Origin of the sequence: Pseudoalteromonas peptidolytica, assembly GCF_012641745.1 — a bacterium.
GTDB lineage: Bacteria > Pseudomonadota > Gammaproteobacteria > Enterobacterales > Alteromonadaceae > Pseudoalteromonas > Pseudoalteromonas peptidolytica.
In genome coordinates this window covers 1-310 of the sequence record NZ_WEHZ01000103.1, presented here as the reverse complement: position 1 = coordinate 310, position 310 = coordinate 1, and the positions used below count along the sequence as shown (strand labels likewise).

Below are 310 nucleotides of genomic sequence, written 5' to 3'. Positions count from 1 at the left end.
TACTAAAGTAGACGCTAATTAATCAAACAAATGATTAATCGGCATTTTCTTTCGAAAACTCGATAAATAACTTTACGTTATCTATCAGAATTTAATTTTTCAGCTTTTCCAAATTTTTAAAGAGCAAATATTACTTAGCCATCAGGCCAAGCAACAATCATCTGTGTGGACACTTCGAACAAGTAAGTTCTAAATCGTATAAGGAGGTGATCCAGCCCCAGGTTCCCCTAGGGCTACCTTGTTACGACTTCACCCCAGTCATGAATCACTCCGTGGTGAACGTCCCCCCGAAGGTTAGACTATCCACTTC

The 310-nt window shown here is 39.4% G+C and carries 1 rRNA gene; it reads right to left on the bottom strand.

The annotated features are described in order from the left end of the window. Positions 1 to 199: 199 nt before the first annotated feature. Positions 200 to 310: ribosomal RNA gene (locus F9Y84_RS21895) — 16S ribosomal RNA — on the bottom strand; the annotation flags it as partial.